At 42.5% G+C, this 25881-nt stretch carries 16 protein-coding genes; 5 read left to right on the top strand and 11 right to left on the bottom strand.

The features are described from left to right. Positions 1–51: 51 nt before the first annotated feature. From CJF29_RS05905 to CJF29_RS05880, 6 genes are all read right to left on the bottom strand, one after another. Positions 52–2193 carry a peptidylprolyl isomerase gene (locus tag CJF29_RS05905; RefSeq protein WP_099146242.1) on the bottom strand — a complete coding sequence of 714 codons (2142 nt, stop codon included), beginning with the start codon at positions 2191–2193 and terminating at the stop codon, positions 52–54. A 119-nt stretch (positions 2194–2312) separates the two neighbouring features. Then, positions 2313–3569 (bottom strand): hemolysin family protein, encoded by a 1257-nt coding sequence (locus CJF29_RS05900; protein ID WP_099146243.1) that lies wholly within the window; start codon positions 3567–3569, stop codon positions 2313–2315. A 53-nt stretch (positions 3570–3622) separates the two neighbouring features. After that, on the bottom strand, positions 3623–4237 hold the full coding sequence (gene lptC, locus CJF29_RS05895) for an LPS export ABC transporter periplasmic protein LptC (protein WP_099146244.1): 615 nt from the start codon (positions 4235–4237) through the stop codon (positions 3623–3625). A 43-nt stretch (positions 4238–4280) separates the two neighbouring features. Next, the gene (locus CJF29_RS05890; RefSeq protein ID WP_099146245.1) at positions 4281–5606 is read right to left on the bottom strand and encodes a hypothetical protein; all 1326 of its coding nucleotides are present in this window, start codon (positions 5604–5606) and stop codon (positions 4281–4283) included. Positions 5607–5668: 62 nt separating this feature from the next. Continuing rightward, the gene (locus CJF29_RS05885) at positions 5669–6982 is read right to left on the bottom strand and encodes an outer membrane protein transport protein (RefSeq protein WP_099146246.1); all 1314 of its coding nucleotides are present in this window, start codon (positions 6980–6982) and stop codon (positions 5669–5671) included. After that, on the bottom strand, positions 6969–7757 hold the full coding sequence (locus CJF29_RS05880; RefSeq protein ID WP_176553111.1) for a type III pantothenate kinase: 789 nt from the start codon (positions 7755–7757) through the stop codon (positions 6969–6971). The genes CJF29_RS05885 and CJF29_RS05880 overlap by 14 nt, the downstream gene beginning before the upstream one ends. Positions 7758–8165: 408 nt before the next feature. Here CJF29_RS05880 and CJF29_RS05875 point away from each other — a divergent pair, with 408 nt between their 5' ends. The 5 genes from CJF29_RS05875 (at position 8166) to CJF29_RS05855 (ending at position 16223) form a co-directional block, all read left to right on the top strand. Then, a complete protein-coding gene (locus tag CJF29_RS05875; RefSeq protein WP_099146247.1) occupies positions 8166–9353 on the top strand; it encodes a DUF4105 domain-containing protein in 1188 nt (395 codons plus the stop codon). Continuing rightward, on the top strand, positions 9353–10927 hold the full coding sequence (locus CJF29_RS05870; RefSeq protein ID WP_074557326.1) for an alkaline phosphatase family protein: 1575 nt from the start codon (positions 9353–9355) through the stop codon (positions 10925–10927). The genes CJF29_RS05875 and CJF29_RS05870 overlap by 1 nt, the downstream gene beginning before the upstream one ends. 189 nt (positions 10928–11116) lie before the next feature. Next, on the top strand, positions 11117–14434 hold the full coding sequence (secA, locus tag CJF29_RS05865) for a preprotein translocase subunit SecA (protein ID WP_004301872.1): 3318 nt from the start codon (positions 11117–11119) through the stop codon (positions 14432–14434). 174 nt (positions 14435–14608) lie between these two features. Then, positions 14609–15715 (top strand): DUF6340 family protein, encoded by a 1107-nt coding sequence (locus CJF29_RS05860; protein WP_004301871.1) that lies wholly within the window; start codon positions 14609–14611, stop codon positions 15713–15715. A gap of 61 nt (positions 15716–15776) precedes the next feature. Next, positions 15777–16223, top strand: coding sequence for a hypothetical protein (locus CJF29_RS05855; protein WP_004301870.1), 447 nt, complete (start codon positions 15777–15779; stop codon positions 16221–16223). Positions 16224–16360: 137 nt separating this feature from the next. Here CJF29_RS05855 and CJF29_RS05850 read toward each other — a convergent pair whose 3' ends face one another. The 5 genes from CJF29_RS05850 to CJF29_RS05830 form a co-directional block, all read right to left on the bottom strand. After that, the gene (locus CJF29_RS05850; protein ID WP_074637607.1) at positions 16361–18373 is read right to left on the bottom strand and encodes a DUF5689 domain-containing protein; all 2013 of its coding nucleotides are present in this window, start codon (positions 18371–18373) and stop codon (positions 16361–16363) included. Further along, positions 18373–19641 (bottom strand): ComEC/Rec2 family competence protein, encoded by a 1269-nt coding sequence (locus tag CJF29_RS05845; RefSeq protein WP_099146248.1) that lies wholly within the window; start codon positions 19639–19641, stop codon positions 18373–18375. The genes CJF29_RS05850 and CJF29_RS05845 overlap by 1 nt, the downstream gene beginning before the upstream one ends. Before the next feature lie 22 nt (positions 19642–19663). Then, on the bottom strand, positions 19664–21415 hold the full coding sequence (locus tag CJF29_RS05840) for a RagB/SusD family nutrient uptake outer membrane protein (protein WP_004301867.1): 1752 nt from the start codon (positions 21413–21415) through the stop codon (positions 19664–19666). Between the two features lie 31 nt (positions 21416–21446). Next, entirely contained in the window at positions 21447–24662 is a 3216-nt protein-coding gene (locus tag CJF29_RS05835; RefSeq protein ID WP_074637616.1) for a SusC/RagA family TonB-linked outer membrane protein, read from the bottom strand. A 112-nt stretch (positions 24663–24774) separates the two neighbouring features. Continuing rightward, positions 24775–25809, bottom strand: coding sequence for a FecR family protein (locus tag CJF29_RS05830; RefSeq protein WP_009000565.1), 1035 nt, complete (start codon positions 25807–25809; stop codon positions 24775–24777). Between the last annotated feature and the right edge of the window lie 72 nt (positions 25810–25881).

The following is a 25881-nucleotide window of genomic DNA, read 5'->3' as shown; positions in this document are numbered from 1 at the left end:
ACCGTGTAAATCCGTGTAATCCGTGCCTGAATATCTATTCCTATTACTTCTTTAGAAGAACAGGAAGCGTGTATCTTTTACGTTTGCTTTCAGATACAAGTCGTTCATCAGACGGCTGGCAAAACGTGCGTGCATGTTAGTCAGCGTAGCTTCTTCAGCTTTTGCGTCGAATGTTTCGTTCAACTTGTCTTTACCGTATACTTGCAATACAAATACTCCGGCGTTACCTTTAATAGGAGCACTCAACTGATTTTCCGGAGCAACAGAAGCATAAGCACCTACCAGCGGCTCGCTGCTGCGCAATGCTGACACATAAGCAGGGGCTGCAAAAGTAACCATCTTCAAAGAGTCGCTGACTGCATTAGCCATATCTTTGTACTGGTTGAATGAAGTTGCATTGGCAGCTTTCATGTCAGCCATGATCTTTTCAGCTTTCTTGTCTTTCACGATTTCAGCTCTCAACTGATCCTGTACAGCTTTTAACGGACGGTATCCTTCCGGTTTAATGCTTACCAGACCTACCACCATCAGGTGATCGCTTTCGCCACATTCGTACAAGCCGGAAACATCACCCGGTTTCGCTTTATCAAATGTCCATCTCAAAGCCTCTTTTGTACCTCTCACGCCACCGATGTTATGTTCTGAGCTGCTCAAATCCATTCTATCGAGCAATCTGTAACCAGCTTCTTCAGCGTTAGCCACCATCTTTTCTACACTAGGGTTAGCAGCGATAAACTGGCTGAAATCATTATAAGCACGGTTGTAAGTTTCTTTGCTGAACTCTACTTCACGCTTGATAACAGCTACTTTATATTTATCTTTCACAGATTTCTTGTTAGTCACCTGAAGGATTACATTTGCTTGTCCCATCGGCAAGTTCACCAGTTCGTTCACACCTGCATTGTTGATAGCAGAGATGAATTTTAGGTTGTCACCATCTAGCTGTGCACCTTCATACTGTGCAGAAGTGATCCAGTTAGCATCACCAGTCTGGCCATATTTCTTTGCAACATCTGCAAAGTTAGCACCGCCTTTAATAGCGTTATAGATACTGTCAGCCAATGTCTTTGTCTTCACTGCATCTTCTGCGTATACCTGAATCTGGCGGAATTCCACAGAGTCGGCAGCAGCAGCCTTAGCAACTACTTTGAAAGAGTTGATTGTATTGTCGGCTCCATTATAATAAGGACCATAAATAGCACCAACAGAAGCAGAGTCCAAACGTGCAACTACATCTGACGGGAAAGCTGTCTTGTTATAGAACAAGTCTACATAAGGAGCTTCCGAGCCAACCGAACGGATAAAAGAAGTATAATCATCCGTAGTGGTAGCCAACTGTGCAGTAGCTTCGTCTACTTCTTTCTGGATAGCTGCTCTGTCTTCAGCACTTGCAGTTACCTGTACATCAATATATTTGACGTCACGAGTTTCCTGATATTGCTTGAATTGTTCTTTCTTCTTGTTATACAAATCTTTCAGTTCCGATTCTTTCACTACAATTGTAGAATCTACCACAGAAGAGTAAGGAATACCAGCCATCAACACATTGTACTGGTTTACTCTTGCGTCGAAAGCATCCTGTGCTTCCACCGGATTAGAAAGAAGAGCTTTAGAAACCAATGCCTGGTATTTTTCAGCCAGACGGCTCTGAATCAACGTTTTCTGGATGAACGACCAGTATTTATACATATTGTTGTATTGTTCAGCATACTGTGCCGGCATCTGTGACTCGCTCATCTTGGCATATTCCACGAGGAACTTGTTCAACATATCCTTGTCGAAGTTGCCTGTTTGCGGATTCTGGAAAGGAGTTTGTCTCAACAAAGGATGAACGCCAGCTTTCAGGATGTCCTGAATTTCAGCAGCAGAAACAGTCAGTCCCAGTGCTTTTGCTTCTTTTTCAACCAGTTTATTGTTTACGTAGGAACGCCATACTTCATCGCGCACCTGATTGGTTTGTTCGTCATTCAAGGCGGTCACCCCACGCATGAGTTTCACCACTTCGGTATATTCTTCTACCAAATTCTGATACTCTTGAGCGGAAAGAGCGTCTCCGTTCACCTCACCTACGTCATGTGCCTGATGCGGCTGCATCACCTTCCATGCGTCACCCGCAATGAAAGCAAACAGCGCCAAGCCAATAACAATCACCAATAGAGGTCCTTTCGACCTAATGTTTTGTAACGTTGCCATTTTGATTAATACGATTTATGTTTATTATTATTTCTTTCTTTTGTCGTTTTAGCGCACGAAGATACAAAAAATGCTAATATGCATCTATTTATTGGCTAAAAATTTCTTGATTATCGTCATTATTCCAAGACTTTTAATCGCACGAGTTCTATTTTTGTCGCTGTGACCTTAATTATCTTGAATTGATAACGTCCTACCCGCACCACTTCATGCAGCTTCGGGAAGCTCTGATATTGGTTCAGAATCAGCCCTCCTACCGTCAGATAATCGTCCGATTCGGGCAAATCAAGTCCGAACGTCTCATTGACTTTTTCTATCTCCAAGCGGGCGGACAACACATACTCGCGTTCGTCGATCTGCTTGCTGATGTAGGAAGTATTATCGTGCTCATCCTCTATATCTCCAAAGATTTCTTCCACGAGGTCTTCCAGAGATACGATGCCGGATGTTCCGCCAAATTCATCCACCACTACGGCAATCGTTTTCTTTTGCTGCATGAAGAGTTTCATCAATTTATGGGCGGACATGGTTTCGGGTACAATCGGCACTTGCTTCACATTCTCATGCCAGTTTTTCGGAGCACGAAACATTTCTGACGAATGGATATAACCCACTACATTATCGATATTTCCATCATACACAATGATCTTGGAGATTCCGGATTCGATGAAGCGGCTTTTCAACTCGTCCAGTGAAGTTGTCAGATCAACGGCCACCACTTCAGTACGGGGAACGATACAGTCACGGATTTTTATGTTCGAGAAATCCAAAGCGTTCTGGAAGATTTTCACTTCCGTATCCAGTTCTTCCTCATTCTCGGCATTATCAATACTGCTTTGCACGAAGTAATCCAAGTCTACTTTCCCAAACGCTCTATCGGACGCATCCTTGTTGACCTTCATTCCAAAGACACGAAGAAATAAGCAGGACAAACCGGAAGCCAGTTTGGAAATAGGATATAGAATGACATAACAAACAATAAGTGGAATGGCAAAAATATTCAATACTAGATTGGGATTGATTTTGAAAATTGTTTTCGGCAGAAACTCTCCGGTCACCAGAATGATAAGGGTAGAAATTATAGTCTGCGCCAGCACCATCAGAAAATGATTGTCAATGAATCCTGCCAGCAAATTATCACCGATAATCTGTGCCATCAGGATACCATAGATGACCAGGGCGATGTTATTCCCCACCAACATGGTAGAGATAAATTCATTCGGGTTCTTGAAGAAGATGGAGAGGATGCGGGACGTAATTCCCCCCTTACGTTCCATCTCAAAACGCAGTTTGTCTACCGACACAAAGGCGATCTCCATTCCTGAAAAGAAGGCGGAGAAGACCATGGTGATAATTAGAGAGATATAAATATTCATAAGTTCTGATTTACGATTAGACGATTTACGATGTACGATTGATAGTACTTCGCCTATTTCGCTGAATCTTTTTTCACTGAATCCGGCAGTGCTTTTGTTTCCGGTTGGGGCGGACCACCCGCTTCCTCATCCACATAGAAAATGCCTTCGATATTATGGATGGTATATATGGTCATTTGCTGGTTCGAGTCGAATCCATGCCCTGTAATAATTCTGTCCGGTTGTTGAATACGTATAAACTTGTCAGAATACACCTTCTGGGTAGCTTCGTTCCAGTACAGCAGTTCCGTATTAAAACGCTCTCCTTTCCGGTTCTGTATATCTACGTTCCCTATCAGCTTCCAAAGCCTTTCTTTGTCATAATAGTAGGCAGTATCCGCTTTGATACTGGCTTCTATATGAAAGATAGAGTCGAACTGTTCCAGATATACGCCTTTCTCAAAGGCCCAATAGGATGGTTTCTTACGGTCGTACACCGACCATTCTTCCGTATTCACTCTGTAGCGTGTCACTCCGGAATCGGAGATAAGGGTGGTGACTCCCAATGTTGTCATCATCGGAAGGGAATCACGTTCAGTGATGGCCTCACCCATAGCTTTCTTCTTTCCGCCACAGGAAGATAATAAAAGAAGCATAACAATCACCCCGAAGGTGATTGTTATGCTCATGCTTTTATGCAATAAACGGTTTCTTCGTTTTCGCAACATACATTTATCTAATCGTTGTAGTCTCTCCTATCCAACCGCCGATAGTGATGCGGTCGCCTTGCTTGTAACCTAACATAAATAGGTCTTTAGCTTGCGGAGTATGACCTGAATATCTACCGATCAATTTGTTAGCTTCTTCAGCTACGCTCGGATCCACTTGTTTTGCACGTTGCAGTTTATCGATCACTGCAAAGTAAGTACACTTGTTCAGAGCAGATTCGTCGCTCCAGTTAGGACTCATTGCATAAAGGTTAGCAATCAGGATATAAGGAGCACCATAATTCTCGTTGAAACCAATTGCTTTCTGGCAATAAGCTCTTGCTTGAGACAGTTTCTTGGCAGAAGCCAGTACTGCTGCAGCAGCGTATGCTTTTTCAGCCTTCTTCATATTGTCTGTTTCCAGATTCACTGCTTCATCGAAGAATTTCACCGCACCGTCAATATCACCTTTCTTAAATGCCTGATAAGCACATCCGGTAGCTGCTTCTGCAGTAGGTTCTATCTTATAAGAATAGAAAGAAGCCTGTTGATAAGCGTCACTTTCAGTACATTTCATCATTTTCATGATATCGATTACTTTCTTCAAGTAAGCCAAGTCTGTTTGGTTAGCTTCTACTTTCGGTCCATAGATGCTTTGCAATGATTCACAATCAGCTGTTCCACTGTTCACAAACAAAGCAACCAAGTTGTCTTTGATACCCAGCAAAGATTTCTTTTTAGCTTCACTAGCCTCGGCTGCAATAGCAGCATCTACATATTCAGAAGCAGCCAGATAATCCTGAATGAACTGTTCTTTATGATTCGGATCCGTTTTCAGTTTATCCAAAGACATTTGCAGGAAATAGAAGATAGTTGCACCTGCCGATTCACCTTTCACAGCGTTTACAGACTGGCTCAACCATTGATAGGCCTGATTCACATCAATCTTCGGAGCAAAAGCAATATAATCTACCGCTTTGATACCCAGAGCTTCATCAACAGAAGACACTTTTGTACCTTTAGACAAGAATTCATCCGTATATTTGATACGCAGGTCATGCGTATTCATCAGTTCATTAAAATATTTCTGATAATCCGCACTATTCCGGTCTTTAATTTGTCCCATCAAGCCTTTCAGAATTTTATATCCGTCAGTAAAGGTATAGAAACGAAGCGTCGGGCAGTTTTCCAACACAGCTTTCCAAGGAGTATACGCATCTTTAAAATTACCAGCACGCACAGCTTCATGCGAAATACTACTGTTTGAGTTACAGTTAGACGCATCCTGTGCTACCACAGTGGTTGCTCCTGCCGAAAGGAACAACATAGCCACAAGCGTTTTAATTTTCATTGTATCTAAATTTTAGTTGTTATTATATAGTCGTCTATTCTCTCTCACATCGATTCATCCCATTATTCCACTCTGCGTTTGAAGAACCAACGTTCGTTGAACGTCAATCCGATACTCACGCGGAAGATATTTTCATTTACAAAAGCCGCTTCCTGTCCACTGATGCGAACAAACTGCCCGCTAATGCTAAGAATGGAACGGGAACGGGGTACAGGCAGACCGAAACCAGCAGTTACGCCATATTCACGGGTAGCCTCTTTGCCGCCGACCTTATAATACGGAGTCGTATAATAAGCTCCCAAACGGTATTTTATATGGGATAAATAGGAACGTCCAATCAAATTAGGAATGTATTCCGCACCCACTGATATTTTATGACGGTCGCAATACGTGTATGTTTCTTTAAAGTCTTCACGTACAGCTTCATCTGGTGTATTTACGTCAAATTTCGTTTTTGACCATTGTTGCAAACTATAATCCAGACCAACTGTCAGGCGTTTGTCATAGTTATATGTAAATCCGACACCAAATGTATTAGGAACTTCAAACGTAGCATCCGGTTTCAATGTTGTAGTAGAAACCGCTGTGCCCGTAGAATTTGAAACCATTTGTGTCGTTACACTATAGTCATTACCCAATTGCAACTTCGGAGAATATATAGCTCCAATTGTCACTGAATGTTTTTTATCAATATCAAGTGTATACTGTGCTCCAAAATCAAGTTTATAACTCGACACTGACGCAACCGATTGGTGATTATAATTATAAGCACCTGATACACTGGGATAATAAACGACACGTGTACGGTTTATATCTCCCCAGAAATAAGACGCATTCACACCTACCGAAAGATTTTTAAGAACCTTCACACCCAAACCGGCATATAATTGATGCAAACCTCCATCGCCAGTATAACTTCTGGCATAATCAGCCGTAGCACCGGTACTCGGATCTGTTGCAGTCTGTGTATCCGACACAGAATACCCCACATTGGAGAACGGCAGCAATCCGACACTCATCGCTATCCTAGGATGCAAACGAAATTGCATAGCCAGATAGTCAAAGCTGGAGTTTTTAGCGTTCAGTTTCACACCGCTACCGCTAATATTCATATTTTGCAGACTGACACCTCCTTCAAAGAGGAATGTCAATGAGTCAATGGCTGTATACGAAGCAGGATTCAGCGGATTGATCTGTGCTCCATCCCGAAGTCCAAAAGCAATTCCCCCCATCGCCTTGCTGTTACCGAAACTCTGATCGGACAAGTCGCCATAGCCATATCGTGTATAAGGAGAGTTTGTATTATTTTGAGCGATTGCCATTCCGGTAACCATCGTGAGCAAAAGCGCACAAAGTGTGTGTTTAAATCCTACCATTATTATAGTTTAAAATTCTATTTAATCCTTTCAACACTAAAAATCTATCTGCAAAGATGATACTTTTTACGCTGCTATCAAAAGAAAAATCATCTCCGCCCGTTAAAAAAACCAAAAGTTCAGGATATTTATGCTTCATAGACTCAATATAACCTGAAATTTCGTATTCCATCCCTTTCATCACTCCGGCACGTATAGCCGTTTCGGTGTCCCGTCCCATCGGGAGTTTGCGCCCGTTGGTGTCTACCAGAGGCAAACGTCCTGTAAACTGATGAAGTGCTTTGAAACGCATTTGCATACCGGGAGAAATATTACCGCCATGATACTGACCTTTTGAGTCAATAAACTCATAAGTAATGCAAGTTCCCGCATCAATCACCAATATATCCCGATGAGGAAACTGCTCATTAGCACCCACTACGGCAGCCATACGGTCATATCCCAATGTTTCGGGAGTTTCGTACAGGTTGACAACCGGAAGCGGAGTCTGATGATTGAGCCAGAGCAAAGGAAACGGCAAAGCTGCCAAATCAGCTAATACCTTTTCGCTTAAATCAATGACAGTAGCCACAATCCCCTGTTCAACCGGATATTGGGAACAAAAAGCCTTCAAGCAACCCAACGACTGATTGGATTCAGCTACTACATCCACGATTTCTCCGCCGTCGAAGAAAGCAATCTTTGCCTTTGTATTTCCTATGTCGATTATTAAATTCAAATCTTTTGATTCTTTAGTGGGCGCAAAGGTAAAGTAAAAAAAGAAAAGTTGAAGCATAGAAGAGGAATTATCTTCTTTTTTCATTTTAGAAATCCCCAAAAACAAAAAAATCGAACTATCTATTTTTAAATAGATCAATTATCTTTTATTGTTTATTATGTATTCCACTTTGCGTTCGGCAGTCTTTTTTTATTACATCATAAACAGCTAATAAGCAATAGATTACAAGAGAAAAACAGTATTCCAAAAAGTGTTCCACTATTTTGTAATCAATTTTCCGTTCAAGCAGAAACATTATTTCACCCCAACAGAGGCTCCATTTAAAGAAAACAGAGCCTTTGTTTAAGCCATATAGAGCTTCTGCTTGTATGAAACGGAGCCTCTATTCTGATAAAATAGAGGCTCCGTTTTCCCGAATCCAACTATTCTTCATATATTTGCCACCGAAATAAAACGAACCAGCTAATGAAACGGTTTTTCTCATGCATCATCCTCTCCTTCTTCCTGTTGCTTTTGCCCGCCGGACAAGCATCTGCCAACAACAACGACTCCATCCGTTTGAGCCTGTTGACTTGTGCCCCCGGAGAGGAAATATATTCCCTGTTCGGACACACTGCCATCCGTTACGAAAATCCTTCACAAGGGATTGACGTTGTATTCAACTACGGATTGTTCAGTTTCAACACTCCCAACTTCATCTTCCGCTTCTCGCTCGGAGAAACAGACTACCAACTGGGAGCAACGGATTATGAACGTTTTGCAGCTGAATACGCATTTTTCGGACGCAGCGTATGGCAGCAAACGCTGAATCTGACCGATGAAGAAAAGACAGAACTAATCCGGCTATTACAAGAAAATTACCATCCGGAAAACCGGGTGTACCGTTATAATTTCTTTTACGATAATTGTGCTACCCGCCCCCGGGACAAGATAGAAGAAAGCATTGCAGGAAAAGTGATTTATCCCGCAGAACCGCAGGGTGGCTCCCACACTTTCCGCGACATCGTACATCAGTATTGCAAAGGACATCCGTGGGCACGTTTCGGCATCGATCTCTGTATCGGAAGTGAAGCCGATCAGCCCATCACACAACGTCAGATGATGTTTGCCCCTTTCTACCTGATGGATGCTTTCGACGGTGCACAAATTAAAGGCGATTCTATCCAGCGTCCACTCATAACGGCCAACGAACTGGTAGTCGATGCCACTCCCGAACCGGATGAAAGCAGCCGGATGCCTACTCCGCTTCAATGCTCCTTACTCTTATTTATACTGACAGCCGCCGCCACAATCTATGGAATCCGCCGGAGAACCGGATTATGGGGAATCGACCTCTTTCTTTTTGGTATGGCAGGCATTGTGGGATGCGTCCTCGCCTTCCTCGCACTCTTCTCCCAACACCCGGCAGTCAGCTCCAATTTCCTATTATTGGTATTCCATCCGGGGCAACTTTTTTTCTTGCCATACATTATATATTGTGTCCGAAAAGGAAAGAAATGTTGGTATTTAACCCTGAATCTGATGGTTTTAACACTTTTTATAGTGCTTTTTCCTGTAATTCCGCAAAGATTTGACTTTGCTGTTGTACCTTTGGCACTCGTTTTGCTGATACGTTCAGCGAGCAATCTGATTGTGACATCTAAAAAGAAATAATGAAAGGACTACTAACTTCCCTCATCACCGTACTGACTTTCACCGGGCTACAAGCCCAGTCACTGCCTGCCGCCCCTAAATTAGTAGTAGGGCTGACGATTGACCAATTACGTACGGACTATTTGGAGGCTTTTTCGTCACTCTACGGTGAGAAAGGCTTCAAACGTCTTTGGAAAGAGGGAAGAGTGTTCCATAACGCCGAATATACCTTCTGCGGTATAGACCGTGCTTCTGCCATAGCGGCTATTTATAGCGGTACGACGCCTTCCATGAACGGAATTATTTCTCAACGCTGGATGGATGCCTCTACCCTTCGCCCCGTCAACAGCACAGACGACACGGCATTTATGGGGTATTACACCGACCAGACTGTCGCCCCCACCAAACTACTGACTTCAACCATTGCCGACGAGCTTAAAATAGCGACACAAGGCAAAGGACTCGTATATGCCATTGCACCAGATTGCGATGCCGCACTTTTCGCAGCCGGACATGCCGGAAACGCTGCTTTCTGGATCAATCCCAACACCGGAAAATGGAGCGGAACCACCTATTACGGAGAGTTTCCGTGGTGGGCAAGCCAATATAACGACCGTCAAGCGATTGATTTCCGTATTGCCGGTATGACATGGGAACCTATATTTCCCCGGGGCATGTACACTTTCCTGCCAGATTGGCGGGATATGCTCTTCAAATATAAATTTGATGATGATCGCAATAACAAGTACCGCCGCTTCATCACCAGCCCTTTTGTAAACGATGAAGTGAATGCGCTTGCCGAAGAAGCATTAAACAAAAGTTCGATCGGCATGGATGACATTACTGACTTATTGGCACTCACTTACTATGCCGGAAACTATGCGCATAAATCCGTACAGGAATGTGCCATGGAAATACAAGACACCTATGTGCGTCTTGACCGCAGCATTGCCGACCTGCTCGAAGTTCTTGATAAGAAAGTAGGACTGCAAAACGTGCTTATTTTCGTCACTTCCACCGGATATATAGACAGCGAATCGCCCGATTCGGGATTGTACAAGATTCCCGGCGGAGAGTTTTATCTCAACCGTTGTGCGGCTCTATTGAATATGTACCTGATGGCTACGTATGGCGGAGGAAAGTATGTGGAAGCTCACCATAACCAGCAGATTTATCTGAATCATAAGTTATTGGAAAAAAAAGAACTGAATCTGGCAGAGATCCAACAAAAGTCAGCAGAATTCCTGATGCAGTTCAGCGGAGTGAACGAAGCCTATTCGGCTAACCGGCTATTACTGGGTTCATGGACTCCGGAAATCTACAAAATACGTAACGGCTACCACCGCAAACGTTCGGGTGACCTCGTAATCGACGTCCTCCCCGGATGGACGATCGTCAACGAGAACGGCGGCGACAACAAAGTGGTACGTCATTCTTATATTCCCTCACCGCTGATTTTCATGGGACATTCCGTGAAACCGGCCATTATCCAGACACCTGTAACCATTGACCATATTGCGCCTACACTGGCACATTTTATGCGCATCCGGGCTCCCAACGCCTGTACTTCTGCTCCTATTACCGACCTTCGGTAAAAATTTACTCACAAAAACAGGGAGCAAAACATAAATAAATCAGCATTTTAATGTAACTTTGCGGAGGTTATTCGTCACATAATCGATCGATTCACACAGATTTCTTTCTTGAATCTGTGTGAGGAATGAGAAAATCTATCCGGATGAATGTGACCTGCAATAGATAAATAATAAACTAAATAATATAACATGGGATTTAATGAATTTTTAAGCTCGGTTTTCGGAAACAAATCCACACGAGACATGAAAGAAATCAAGCCCTGGGTGGAAAAGATCAAAGCTGCTTACCCGGAGATTGAAAAACTAGACAACGACGCCCTCCGTGCCAAAACGGAAGAACTCAAAAAATATATCCATGAATCGGCTACTGCTGAACGTGCGAAGGTGGAAGAGTTGAAGGCAAGCATTGAAACTCTCGAACTGGAAGACCGCGAAGAAGTCTTCGCACAAATCGATAAGACAGAAAAAGAAATTCTGGAAAAATATGAAAAAGCACTGGACGAAGTACTGCCTGTTGCTTTTTCTATCGTAAAGGCTACTGCCAAACGTTTTACAGAAAATGAAGAAATCGTTGTAACTGCTACCGACTTCGACCGTCAACTGGCTGCTACAAAAGATTTCGTACGCATCGAAGGTGACAAGGCCATCTATCAGAATCACTGGGTAGCCGGTGGTAACGACACATTGTGGAACATGGTTCACTACGATGTACAGCTCTTTGGTGGTGTCGTTCTGCATAAAGGTAAGATTGCGGAAATGGCAACCGGTGAAGGTAAAACATTGGTGGCTACACTCCCGGTATTCCTCAACGCACTAACCGGAAACGGTGTGCACGTGGTTACCGTGAATGATTACCTCGCCAAACGTGACTCCGAATGGATGGGTCCTCTTTATATGTTCCACGGTTTGAGCGTAGATTGTATCGACCGTCATCAGCCGAACTCCGACGCACGTCGTCAGGCATATCTGGCAGATATCACTTTTGGTACAAACAATGAATTCGGTTTCGACTACCTGCGTGACAACATGGCTATCAGCCCGAAAGACCTTGTACAACGTCAGCACAATTATGCCATCGTCGATGAGGTCGACTCGGTATTGATTGACGACGCACGTACTCCGTTGATTATCTCCGGTCCTGTACCCAAAGGCGATGACCAGTTGTTCGAGCAACTCCGTCCGCTAGTGGAACGTCTGGTAGAGGCACAAAAGGTACTGGCTACCAAATATCTTTCCGAAGCAAAAAAACTGATCGCATCCAACGATAAGAAAGAGGTGGAAGAAGGATTCCTCGCTTTATACCGCAGCCACAAGGCATTGCCGAAAAACAAGGCTTTGATTAAGTTCCTTAGTGAACAGGGTATCAAGGCAGGTATGCTCAAGACGGAAGAGATCTACATGGAACAGAACAACAAGCGTATGCATGAAGTGACTGATCCGCTGTACTTCGTAATCGACGAAAAACTGAATAGCGTAGACCTGACAGATAAGGGTGTAGACCTGATTACCGGTAACTCTGAAGACCCGACATTATTCGTGCTTCCGGACATCGCCGGACAACTTTCGGAATTGGAAAACCTGAATCTAACCAACGAACAACTGCTTGAAAAGAAAGATGAACTTCTGACAAACTATGCCATCAAATCGGAACGTGTACACACCATCAACCAGCTGTTGAAGGCTTACACCATGTTCGAGAAAGATGATGAATATGTAGTGATCGACGGACAGGTGAAGATCGTAGACGAGCAGACAGGCCGTATCATGGAAGGTCGCCGCTACTCTGACGGATTGCACCAGGCTATCGAAGCCAAGGAACGTGTGAAAGTGGAAGCTGCTACGCAGACCTTTGCAACAATTACTTTGCAAAACTACTTCCGTATGTATCACAAACTGTCCGGTATGACCGGTACTGCTGAAACGGAAGCAGGCGAACTTTGGGATATCTACAAATTGGACGTAGTCGTGATCCCGACCAACCGTCCGATTGCAAGAAAGGATATGAACGACCGCGTTTACAAGACGAAACGCGAAAAGTATAAAGCTGTTATCGAGGAAATCGAAAAATTGGTTCAAGCAGGACGTCCGGTATTGGTGGGTACTACTTCGGTAGAAATCTCCGAAATGTTGAGCAAGATGCTTACCATGCGTAAGATTGAGCACAAGGTATTGAACGCCAAACTGCACCAGAAAGAAGCGGACATCGTTGCTACCGCCGGTTTAAGCGGAACAGTAACCATTGCTACCAATATGGCTGGTCGTGGTACCGACATCAAGTTAAGTCCGGAAGTGAAGGCTGCGGGCGGTTTGGCAATTATCGGTACGGAACGTCACGAATCCCGTCGTGTAGACCGCCAGTTGCGTGGTCGTGCAGGACGTCAGGGTGACCCGGGTTCTTCTGTATTCTTCGTATCACTGGAAGACGATTTGATGCGTCTGTTCTCTTCTGACCGTATTGCCAGTGTAATGGACAAGCTCGGTTTCCAGGAAGGCGAAATGATCGAACACAAGATGATTTCCAACTCCATCGAACGTGCACAGAAGAAAGTGGAAGAAAACAACTTCGGTATTCGTAAACGTCTGTTGGAATATGACGACGTAATGAACAAGCAACGTACAGTGGTTTACACCAAACGTCGCCACGCTTTGATGGGTGAACGTATCGGTATGGACATCGTGAACATGATTTGGGACCGTTGTGCCAATGCGATCGAAAACAATGATTATGAAGGCTGCCAAATGGAACTGCTTCAGACATTGGCAATGGAAACTCCGTTCACTGAAGAAGAATTCCGTAACGAGAAGAAAGAAAAGTTGGCCGAAAAGACTTTCAACATTGCGATGGATAACTTCAAACGCAAAACTGAACGTCTGGCACAGATCGCTAACCCGGTTATCAAACAGGTATATGAAAACCAGGGACACATGTACGAAAACATCCTGATTCCTATTACAGACGGTAAACGGATGTATAATATCTCTTGTAACCTGAAAGCGGCTTACGAATCGGAATCTAAAGAAGTGGTGAAGTCGTTCGAGAAATCAATCTTGCTCCACGTAATCGACGAAGCATGGAAAGAAAACTTGCGCGAACTGGACGAACTGAAACATTCCGTACAGAATGCAAGCTACGAGCAGAAAGACCCGCTATTGATTTATAAACTGGAATCTGTGACTTTGTTTGACGCTATGGTGAACAAGATCAATAACCAGACTATATCTATTTTGATGCGTGGACAAATTCCTGTACAGGAAGCTCCGGATGAATCAGCTGCACGCCGTGTAGAAGTGCGTCAGGCTGCTCCTGAACAACGCCAGGATATGAGCAAGTATCGCGAAAACAAAGAAAATTTGAGTGATCCGAACCAGCAGGCTGCTGCAAGTCAGGATACTCGTGAACAGCAGAAACGTGAACCGATTCGTGCAGAGAAGACAGTAGGTCGTAACGATCCTTGTCCATGCGGAAGCGGGAAAAAGTATAAAAACTGCCACGGAAAGAACCTTTGATTAATTAATAATTAAAAATTAAAGGTTGGAAATTGTAGGGTAATGTGCTTTATGGCATAGTCTCTCTATATTCAACTTATAAAAGAAAGTCTCAAACGGTTAAAAACTGTTTGAGACTTTCTTTTATTCTTCCAAAGTTGTACTTTTGTTCAAATTACTAAATAGAACAAAACTATGGCAAAATCTTATTCACTGGTTTTCATCGTTTTATTCCTGCTGACTCTGGGTAGCTGTCAGAGTCTGGAACAGATCCCCATTGATTATCTGCAACCTGCCGACTTGAGCTTTCCTCCGCAACTCCGGAAAGTAGCTATTGTGAATAACACCAGCGACGCCCCGGATAATAAACTGATAACAGAGACTGAAAAAATTAAAGAAGGTACACCATTGATAAGTCGTGCAACAGCTTATGCCAATGGAGATCCTAAGACAGCCACTGAATCACTGGCAGAAGAAATAGCACAGCAGAACTACTTCGATGAGGTGGTTATCTGTGATTCTGCCTTACGCGCCAATGATAAACTGGCCCGCGAAAGTACATTGAGCCAGGAGGAAGTGCGTCAACTGACTTCTAACCTGGGAGTGGACTTTATTATTGCACTGGAAAACCTGCAACTCAAAGCAACAAAGACTGTCCGTTATCTGGATGAGTTCAACTGCTTTCAAGGAGCGGTAGACGTGAAAGTTTATCCCACGGTGAAAGTTTATCTTCCCGAACGCAGCAGACCGATGACTACGCTCCATCCTAATGATAGCATTTTTTGGGAAGAGTTTGGAGGTACAGCCATAGAAGCCGCCACTCGCATGATTCCCGACAAGCAGATGCTGGAAGAAGCGGCAGCATTCGCAGGAACGGTTCCGGTGAAAAATATTGTCCCTATTTGGAAAAAAGGAACACGGTATCTTTATACTGGTGGTTCGGTTCCTATGCGTGACGCTGCCATTTATGTACGCGAAAATTCATGGGACGACGCATACGAACTTTGGCGTCAGGCTTTCGAAGGTACCAAGAACCAAAAGAAAAAAATGCGGGCAGCTCTCAACATTGCTGTTTACTACGAAATGAAAGATAGTTTGGCTAAAGCAGAAGAATGGGCAGAAAAGGCACAACAACTAGCTAAAAAAATAGATAAAAAGAACATCACAGATAGCCCTCAAGCTACCATTGATGATGTGCCGAATTATTATCTTACTACTTTGTATTTAGCTGAACTAAAGGAGAGAAATGCTCAATTACCCAAGTTAAAATTGCAAATGAGCCGATTTAATGATGATTTTTAAGGAAATTGTGTATCAAATCTTATTTTTTTTATACCTTTGAACTTATAAAAAGAAGGAACCCATGAAATTGAGCCAACAATCATTATCTATTATCGAATCGGCTATCCAAAAGGCAGTCGCTAAATATGTATGTAGCTGTGAACAAACAGTTGTAACCGATATCCATCTCCAACCGGATCAGGCATCGGGACAACTTAATATTTACAACGATGATGATGAAGAACTGGCAAACATCATGATCGAAGAATGGGCTACTTATGAAGGGGATGATTTCCTTGAAAACGTGGAACCTTCTCTTCGCAACATTCTTTGCAGAATGAAGGATGCCGGAGATTTCGACAAAGTGACTATTCTGAAACCTTATTCTTTCGTTTTGGTAGATGAAGAGAAAGAAACCGTAGCAGAATTGCTGTTGATTGACGACGATACCATACTGGTGAATGATGAATTGCTGAAAGGGTTGGATAAGGAGTTGGACGACTTCTTAAAGGATTTGTTGGAAAAATAAAGAAGAATTGTTGGAGAAATAAGATATCGTTCTTTTTGAATAGAGATCGTTCAAGATCCACATATAAAAAGATAATCGGAAGCAATCAGGATATGTCCTTTATTGCTTCCGATTATTTTATATATATTCCCTATTGATTATTTGTTGTATTTGATTGAGATATTAGCAAGTCTAAGCGGCATGAAGCTGGATACCCCTGCCGGGAGTCTGACCGGTCGCAATCTGATGCAAATATTATCACGGTTCAATAAGGCATCCGGCAACTTAAAGTCATAGACTTTATAACCAGGAATGTTCTTCTCCGTCTGTCCACCTGCAGCCGTTCTATCAAACTGTCCCAGAATGGTAAACTCTGAATTATCTACTTTAATCCATTCACCATTCATCGAATAAGCATATTCAACCACTGCAACAGGGCCACCTCCCCAACTTGCATTCATTTCAACCTGAAGAGACAAGGATGTAGAAATACCTACTGTCGATATTTTGTCTACGTAGAAATATGAACTTGTAGACCACGGTTTACTATTAAAAGCACCGCCTCGCATACGACCATAGTATCCATCGGTCGTGTTAAGGTTAACATCTCCTCTGAAATCATCCTGGAATCCCAGAATGTAGTCTGCATAGGTTTGCTGGAAATATTTATTTCCGTCTTTGCTAAGAAGAGCATTCGCCTGCGATGCCTCGCCACCCGTAGGATGGTAATCCGTAAAAGTAGAAGAGCCTATTTCTTTCCAATCGGGTACATTACAATCCCATTCTACAAGCACAGAAGTGATCTCGTTTATATCACTGATGTTAATATCTTCTCTGTTAAGCGGAAGAATACATAACCGGCTTTCAGAGATGTCGAAATTTGTAAGTTTCACTTTCGCCACCATTCCTGTTATGCTTCCCGAACCTTTAGGAAGTGTTTCGTGAGCATAAGGAGCTTCAAACGCAGTAAGCATATATGTATTAGAACCGTTTTTATCTCTTATACAGGTCGGATAGTATCTGTAATATGCAGGGAACTTTTCTACCCAATAGTTTTTATTAATCTTACGATCGGCAGCTCCCGGGTCAGTAGTCTTGAAATTAGTGAATGCACCTACCGGAGATGCAATCTCGACATCTTTCAGGGTCACAAGACTAAATACCATATTATCCGTAAGTTCAGCAATCGTTCTTTCAGGAATTGTGAAGGTAGAAAGTTCCGAGCTGATTACGTGGGCAGCAGTGATACCGCTAATCAGTCTATAAGTAAAGCTACCCTCTGATTCTTCTCTTATCATTCCATCTTTCAGACACAATGACACTTTGGCAAATTGTGCAAACGTAATTAAAGATTCGGACTCAAACACAACTGTCTCTCCTGCCTCATTCTGAATGACATAGCGATTGCTCGGGAAGTTCTTCGAAGTGCCATTGGCTACGATGATTCCTTCAACATATACATTGTTAGTAATTCCACCGACAGCATAACCATGTACGGTTGGATAACTGACAAGTTCCGCATTCGCATATTCAGAATATGCTTGCGAGAGATTAATGGTAGCCGTGACCTTACGCTGGTACTGATCGTCATAACTCAACACAATACTTCCTGTACGGGGTGATTGCGAATTTGTTTCCGTATTAAAATAAAGCTTTCCATCACTTATCCTATACTCCTGCACCCAGTTCACCGTTGGCGTAATAACGATATCCGTTTCGGGCACATTGGTAGAGATTTCCATTTCATATTCACCTCCTTTAGTAAACAGCTCCATCTTATCACTGGCAGGAACAATAAATGGATAACGGGATAATTGTTTTATCTTGATTACATCCGCAGTCTTACCATCTTTCGTAAACACACGAATATCACAGAAACGTTCGGAATCACTGATATTCTCATCATAAGTCACAGTGAAATAAGTTCTTGATGACTGGGCTCCACGTATATCCGTAGAGAACCAGGTTGATTCTACAAAATCAATTCGCCACTCGGTATTGGACTTCACCTCCACCTGAACCGGATCACCTTCCGCCTGAAGAATAATCTCATTATTTGTTATTTCCAATATACCGGCTTCATGTTCGTCAGAGCATGACGGAAACATTATGATTGCCATCACAGCCAGAAAAGCTGTCCAGACTATTGAATCTTTAATTTTCATGTTCATCAATTATTAGATTTAATCTCACCTGTTTTATATAGTATCTCATAAGCTTCATTCCGATCATTTAATACAAAGATCTGAAAATTCTCTCCACCCGGATAAACACGCGTAACAACATGTCCGGCAGGCTTTATCTTCAAGCCGTCTTCACCTAGTCTGCTCCTGTTACTGTCTACCATACCGGCAGCAAAAACCGACCGTTCACCAGGATAAAGAGTTTGAGACAGCATCCGGCTCAACGTTGCCGGTTGAGGGTGATAGTAATCCCATACGGGAATTACATAGACTTGTGGTTTCACTTGGGAAATGTAGGTATCGCACATAGCATCAGAATAAGCGTGATGATTGGCAACAACCACATCCGTCTCACCGAGCAATCTGGCTACCGGCGTTTCTATATCAAACCATTCCGGTGCTTTTTCTACGCCCAGAATATCTCCTGCGGAGAAATAATCAAAATTACCGTATGTGATACGAATTCCACAACTGCAACGGTTTTCGTTCAACTGTTCACTTGAAGAGGCTGTAGAAGGCACAAGCTCTTTGGCTGTTGTTCCGCTACCTGTCCAAATTTTACCATTACCCACGATATTACGTACTTCGAATGTAGGATAAAAGCCCGGATCTTTCAAGAGTTTGATCTGACTATTGCTTCCTATTACAAATCCCTCATTCTTTTTACCTTCCCTGTCACGAGCGGCAACATATAATTTATAGTTTGAGATATGAGCACCAGAGACTTTAGCTGCTGTCGGATAATCATAAGTAGGATAACCACGATCTATCAAAGTGGAAATATTGAGAAGATTACCAACATGAGTGATTCCGGTAAGTTTGTAATCCAGTCCTACTTTTTCGATTGCCAGTTTTCCATTCTGTCCGATATGGTCCGTATCAAAGTGAGTGAGCAAGGCATAATCAAGTGCTCCGTTATTTTTTAATGGCAATGAGAAATGTTTTATATATTGAGCAATCCATTCGGCAGGCCGCTTAGAATCATTAGGCACTGCTTTCATAATTTCCTGTGTGCCTGAATGTACTCCTAAATCTCCTGCATCCAATAACATGGTAGTCCCATCCGGAAAAATAAGATAGGCTGCATTACCTCTTCCGGTACTAATCTGATGAATATCCAAATAACCTGCCTGCCACTCCGGAAGGTATTCATACACTTTATCTACTGCATCATCAGGAAAAGGCTTTTCTTGTTGGCAACTTGCGAATGTAGGCAGCAACATGATGGCTCCTAAAAAAAATATCTTGCTATTCATTATATTATTCTTTAATAGTTGATTAATCGATTTGCTTCACACTATAGATACCGGCTTCTTCTTTAGTCATTTCATTGCCGCCTCCGTATCCCGGATTTTGCTTCAAGACATTGCTGACAGAAATTGACTTTTCCGGAATAGGAAAAAGCTCATAATGATCGTCGTTAGTAGGTTTATGATCCCACCAAGAACCTGTTGTATACAACCCCCAACGACGAAGATCGGTACGACGACGCTGTTCACCCAGAAACTCGACCATCCACTCATCAAGAATCCGGTACTTGTCGATATTCGTTTCGGTCACCGGATCAGGATCGGCTTTATTCTCGAAATTGCGTTTACGCACTTCATTGAAAAGATTGGCTGCTTCTTTTTTATAGCCGCTTCTATATTTACATTCAGCAAGCATATAATAGATTTCAGCAAAACGAATAACCGGATAATCCGGATTAAAAGCAATGGTTTTGTCGATATTGTCGGGAACCGGTAGTTTGCACAAACGTATTCCGGAATTCTCTTCCCCGGTACTTATATTGGAGGGAAGCTCATTCACTGAAGAATATTCTCCGTCTTTCACTTTCTTGAATTGTGCCACCTGATCGACAAATTCAAGAACCTCACCCGGATATTCGTACAGTCCCGTACACTTCACCTCTGTGCCACTTCTTGATGTACGCTGTAATTTTCCATAAAGGAACATTCCTTCGTATTTCCCATTCCCTTTATACAAGTACAATTTTTTACGAAGATCTTTATTATTGAACTTGGCAAAAGGTCGCCCAAGCTTATCCGTATAGGGATCGCCATTGGGTTTAAGAGACGGCTGAAGATGCATACCATTAGTAGAAGAATAGCCGCTTAGATCAAAATAGTTCTTTGCATTATAATGATTATAGCGTTCGAACTGCCATTGAAACAAAGTGCCTTTTGCATATTGCGACTGAACAGACCACATTACTTCCTTAGATTTATTATTGTCGAAAGTGAAAGGACCGAACCAGTCTTCCTCCAATTCGTAATAACCGTATTTGCCATCTAATAGATCCTGGCAGACCTGCGCACATTCAGCAAAACGGTTCTCTCCCATGTAGACTTCCGCATTAAAATATAACTGAGCAAGAAGGGCGGCGGCAGTTCCTTGACGTAAATAGCCTTCTTCCAGCATATCTGCTCTTTTTTTCTCTAATTTGGGAATAGCGGCAAGCAACAGTTCTTCCACATAATTAAAGGTTTCGCGTGCAGTGGAACGTGGAACTTCCTCGGTAGTAGAGCGCCGGTAAATAGGCATACCCCCATAGAAATCAAGTCCCCGCAGATAAAAATAGGCAACCAATGTCTGAAGTTGCATCTGATGATCTGCTTTCAATTCTTCCGTCATGCCCAGTGATACATAATCCACACCGGATAAGTCTTCCTTACAAGCTAAAGCCATTGCCACTCCCATGCCTACCCCACGCCAGGTTTCTTCGTTGTTGGGGTGAAGAGGTGTCCAGTCGTGATGCTGCAGTTGGGAATATCTGACATCATTGTAATGTATTCCTTTTTGTGTGACACACATCTCATCTGTTGTACATTCTTGAAGAATGGCACGGTCGAATCCGTGAAACCAACGCCAATGTGTGAAAGAGCGTACCAAGAAAGAATAAACAGTTTCCTTAGACGTGAAATAAGTGTCCGGAGTGACTTCGGAATACCACTTCTCATCCAGATTTGTACAACCGGATGACACCAGAAGGGTGAGGAAGGAGATAATGATTAAAATATTTCGTCTCATATCATTTTATTAGTTTATAGGTACTTTAATATTAGAATTGGATTTTCATACCAACGGTATATCTACGAGTTTCAGGATAAATATTATTAAACCATTCATAACCAGGGTCCAGTCCGTTGACATTCACTTCCGGATTAAGTCCTGAATATTTCGTGAAACATGCCACATTCCGGACGGTCAGGTAAAGATCAATCTTATCTATATATTTCTGCCACTTTTTCATGTTAAGAGAATATCCCAGACTAATGGCGTCTATCTTTAAGAAAGTGCCGTCCTCAAGCCAGTAATCGCAAAGCTGCTTTACTTCTTTGATGTGCCGGTTGTCAATGTACGCATTGCGAAGAACGTTCTGGCCTGCTACTTCAGAAAGTCCATAGTACATATTTATGGTATTAAACACGTCGAAATCGATCCAGCTACGCAGGTTGATACCTAAAGAGAGGTTCTTGTAAGTGAAGGTATGATCCCATGATACCATCAATGCAGGAATAGCATTACCGATGTACCGCTTGTCATCATAGGTCTTCTTATCGCTAAGAATCACATTGTCGTTCTTATCATACAGAAGCCATCTTCCATTATCCGTGATACCGGCATATTTCCAGATATAATAGCTTCCGATCTTTGTTCCTGCTTCAATTCTTCCGGCTGATCCGTTCGTTCCCGGTGACGGGAATCCTACACGATCCTGGTAAGTATTATTCCCCCACAAAGAGGTAATTTTGGAAGAAGAATGGGATAGACGCATGGTAGTTGTCCAGTTAAAGTCTTTCGTTTTAACAGGCACTCCGCCAATCTCAAACTCCCATCCGGTATTCTCAAGATTACCATAATTCATGGTCGTTTTCTCGTAAACGGCGGGAGGATTGGGTACACTGATATTGTATAACATTCCGGAAACTCTTCTTTTATATATATCGAACTTTCCAAAAAGCCGGTTATTCAGAAACGCATAATCCAAACCGATGTTAAGCTCTGCTTTCTTTTCCCAATGCAAGTCATTATTGACATTACGAGCCGGTCCATAAGAAGTGATCCATGTACCGTTATAAGGCCACATTGAATTGGAGGAGTACATGGCTGTGGATGCTCCTGCAGAGAAATTGTTATTTCCCGTCACACCATAACCGACACGTACTTTGAGGTCATCAAGAAAACTGACATCACGCAGAAAGGCTTCATTGGATATACGCCATCCACCTGATACAGCCCAGAATGTTCCCCAGCGATGATTCTTTCCAAATTTGGAAGATCCCTCATGACGGACACTTCCAGTAACCATATAACGATCTTTATAGCTATAATTCGCCCGACCAAAGAAGGAGATAAGACGTTCACGAGGATATTTGTGAGAAGACATAGCTGCTTTTCCATCAGAAAGCCAGCTGCCTGTTCCCATATCCCAAGCTCCTACTCCATCCACAGGGAAATCGAAGTTAGACATATCAAAGTTTTCAGAATTGTTTTCCCAATAGCTATATCCGGCCACCGCACTAACCGTATGGTCATCTGCAAAAACACGCATGAAATTAATGGTAGGTTCAAAAGAAACATTTACTGTTTTACTATATCCGTGAAATCCCTTTCCTTTATAACTTCCATTCAAAGATGTTCTGTGTAATGCGGATACATAATGCGTCTGCTGATACTGGCGATCTTCCCATCCGAGAGTGGCTTGTGCCGAAAATCCGGCAGGCAGATTGAGCTTTACCGTAGCATCCGCCTTGAGCCATTTATCAACATTATCCGTCTGCTTGAGCATAACTTCCGCTAATGGATTGTAATATTCACTACCACCAACCAATACATTGTAGCCTGTTTCACTAGTACTATCATAAACATGTTCCGTTGGATTCATCTTCAATGCCATGTCGAAACAGGAACTACTGCTCCGCTGATCCCGATGTGCTTCACGATATTCTGTATGTAAGCCTATTTCCAGCAAGTCATTGAGAAGATTAAAGTTTGCATTGATACGCCCCGAATAGTCTTTACGATTATCGCCTATCGCAATACCTTTCTGATCCTGTGCCATAATAGTGGCATATATTCTGGCTGTATGTCCCCCTCCCGAAAGGGTGACAACATGGCGCTGGGAAAGTGCTCCCTCATTTAAAAGTTCACCGTACCAATCGGTAGACGCTCCCAAATCTGTTCCTACACCGAACCTCACGAAAGCATCGCGATCCAGGACCTGTGGTCTTCTGGAAACTTGTTCGGTGGACAGCTCGCCTGTATATGATAATGTGATAGGACCTTCTTTCGCTTTCTTGGTAGTCACGAGAATGACACCACCAGCTGCCCTTGTTCCGTAAATAGCACCTGCAGAGGCATCCTTCAAAACATCAATGGATTGAATATCTTCCTGACTGATAGAACGCAAATCACCACCAGGAATTCCGTCTATCACAATCAAAGGGGAAGAAGAAGCATTGATGGAAGCTACCCCACGAAGCTGGAAACTAGCAGAGGCATTCGGACTGGAGGTCTCGGAAACATTCATACCGGAGATTTTTCCTTTCAGAGCAGTCGCAATGGTAGAGCCTCCCAATCCAGTCACTAAATCTTTTGAAGATATGGAAGTAATGGAGCTGGTCACAGCACGTTTCTCCATTGTTCCATAACCGATAACGACTACTTCATCCAGCAACTGATGATCTTCTTTTAATACCAAAGACAAGCTTGTCCGATTTCCCACCTTTACTTCAAGAGACTGAAAACCGATATATGAAATCAGTAATACAGCATTTGACGCAACTGACAGGTTAAATTTTCCATCCAAATCAGACACTGTACCTTTCCCGGCCACTCCTTTCTCCTGAATACTGGCACCAATCACCGGATCTCCATTCGTATCTACAATCACTCCTTGTATCTTTTTCGAAGTTGCTTCCGTTTGCTCTTGTTTTACCGGTACGGGAACCAGAACGATATACCCTTTTTCTATCTTGTAAGTAAACCCCGTTCCCGCGAGCAACTTATCCAAAACAATAGAAAGTTTTTGTTTCTTAAAATCAACACTCAATGTCCGATTCACATCTATTTTAGTCCGACTATAAGTAATGCTTAATTGAGTCTGACTTTCAATAGCATCAAAAGCTTTCAACAAAGTTATGTTTTTTCCGGCAATAGTAATCAACTGATTCTGCCCATAGATAGTACCCAAAGGGACTATAAAGAATAAGGTTAACAATAAAATACGCAAATTACTGGTATGTTTTATAGTAAAATAAGAATTAAAATTCATACTTTTGTATATTAAATGAATACTACATTTAAGGTTCACTATTTCCTAAAATTTTAAATGATAACGGTATTTATTTCGGGTTGGACAAAAGGATCAGTTTTGTCCAACCTTTTTATGGATGGGTACCTCCTTTCTTACTCTTATTCGCCGGTGAAGCAGCTGTCAGTATCACAACCTTATTGTCTGTGACCTTGCTTTCCATACCTCCGACGGTCATTGTTACAATATGAATTGCTGCTTGAAGAGGTTCGCCCTTTCTAAGCTTAATGGTATATAAATCATTTGTGTATAAATGCGGTTCTGCCTTTATTTCTACATTATAATGTCGTCCCAATGTGTTCAGAATATCCTCCAGATGGCAATCGACAAAATTCAATTCACCACGTGTCCAACCGGAAGCCATCATCACATCTATTTTTCGTTTTTCATAATTCTTAGTCAGGTGATTGTATTCAAGTTGTTCACCGGGAGTAAGAATAAAACAGCTGTCTGGTGCCAGCAGGTTATTGATTTGCACTTTTCCATTTTCAAGAGTTGTAGTCGTTTTCCTGTCTTCCGAATATGCCTGTATATTAAACTTCGTACCTAAAGCACGAACTGATAACAAAGATGTCTTGACAATAAACGGATGTTTCTTATCCTTATGGACATCAAAATTCGCCTCTCCGGAAAGATAAACAGTGCGTGTATCGCCTCGAAAGCTTTTCGGATAAATGATACTGCTCTCCGAATTGATCTGTACCTTTGTCCCATCCGGCAAAGTCAATTCTCCCCGTTCACCCATGGGAACAATATATTCTACCAATTTGCAAGAATCAGTATAATCATTTATATAATGCCACGATAATAGCACTGAAAATAAGGGGATTAATATCATAGAAGCAATGCGAAGAAGTGGTTTGATTTCCCAATGTGGTTTTATTATCGGATTTGCAAGTCCCGCTTTACGCCGGACCTCATACCATGAACGCCGGGTGGCCTCATCAGGTTCAGCGATGATATTCATCCACTCTTCCTGTATAGCTTCTTCTTTATCTTCTGCATCAGCAGGAGAAACCAGCCAACGCCAAAACTTCATCTGCAAGGAGTTTTGCAGGGGATGGCGAACAAAAAAATGTATTAGTTCTGATATGCTTTTCTTCTTCATGATTTTATCCGTTTATTAATAAGATGCACGAGATAGAATACACACACAGTCTAAAAGCTATTTTTTCTACTT

Source organism: Bacteroides celer (assembly GCF_002632415.2).
In the GTDB taxonomy this organism is placed as follows: Bacteria; Bacteroidota; Bacteroidia; order Bacteroidales; family Bacteroidaceae; genus Bacteroides.
Note: the sequence above shows the minus strand (reverse complement) of the source record. Positions and strands in the feature narration are given on the sequence as shown.